This window comes from Haloparvum sedimenti, assembly GCF_001462205.1.
GTDB classification, from domain to species: Archaea; Halobacteriota; Halobacteria; order Halobacteriales; family Haloferacaceae; genus Haloparvum; species Haloparvum sedimenti.
Genome location: NZ_LKIR01000106.1, coordinates 1 through 1,029, shown reverse-complemented (window position 1 = coordinate 1,029; position 1,029 = coordinate 1). Strand labels below are relative to the sequence as shown.

The following is a 1,029-nucleotide window of genomic DNA, read 5'->3' as shown; positions in this document are numbered from 1 at the left end:
ATCGCTACCTTCGGGAAGGTGCCAGCGCCCAAAAGGAGGATATTACGACGGTGGTGTTTTCCGACCACCCCGCCGGATATGAGAACCCGGACGACGGCTGGTGGGAGCAGGTCGTCCGTCCCGGCCTGATTGTGCTGCCGGACGTGGAGTACCGGGATGACGAATGGCGGTTCGTCGGCGATGAAGAAGAAGAGCGCATCTGAGATACTGTCGGAGAGAATTGCGTTGCAGGCACAACCGGAATATCGGACTGCTGTCCGCCGGTTCACCGCCGCTCAATACGCCGATTGAGAGTTCCAACTCCTCGGGGCCAATTGCTTGTGCTATGACACCACAGGGTACGACCGCCGCAAGTGAGCAACGCAGGAATGCGGTAACCTATCACTGGTATCCGAGAATCCATACAGAACTCGGTCGAACCGACCACCCATGCGAGCCGTTCGCTATCACGAGCACGGCGGGCCGGACGTACTGCAAGTCGACGAAGTGGACCAACCGGACTCGGCGGCGGACGAGGTCCTCATCGAAGTGCGGGCCGCGAGCGTCAACGCGGTCGATGCGAGGTTTCGGGCGGGAAGCTACGGGTCGGTTTCGTTGCCAGCGATTCCCGGCGGCGATGCGGCAGGGGTCGTCGCGGAGGTGGGCGAGGATGTCGAGGGATTTGCGGAGGGCGACCGCGTCTTCGCTGGCGGGATGGGACACGGCGAGGGTGGCACCTTCGCCGAGTACGCTTCGATTCCAAAGATGAAGGTGGCCCATCTCCCCGAAAACATCTCGTTCGAAGTCGGCGGCGCGATTCCGAACGTGGGCGTGACCGCGTGGATGGCGTTCGTCGAAAACGCCGGACTCAGGCCCACCGAGTACTGTCTCGTCCACGGCGGAAACGGTGGCGTCGGGCACACCGCCGTCCAGTTGGGGAACGCGATGGGTGCCGACGTGCTCGCAACCGCTGGCTCTGCGGAAGCGCGCGAGCGAGTCCGCGACCTCGGCGCGGTCGTGGCGTTCGACTACGACAGCGAGACGCTCGCG

General features: G+C 63.7%; 1 protein-coding gene and 1 pseudogene. Both read left to right on the top strand.

Translation table 11 applies throughout. The annotated features are described in order from the left end of the window. Positions 1–203, top strand: a pseudogene (locus AN233_RS06270) (hypothetical protein); the annotation flags it as partial. Positions 204–429: 226 nt separating this feature from the next. Beyond that, a partial coding sequence (locus tag AN233_RS06265; RefSeq protein WP_141654131.1) for a quinone oxidoreductase family protein occupies positions 430–1,029 on the top strand: 600 nt, incomplete at its 3' end.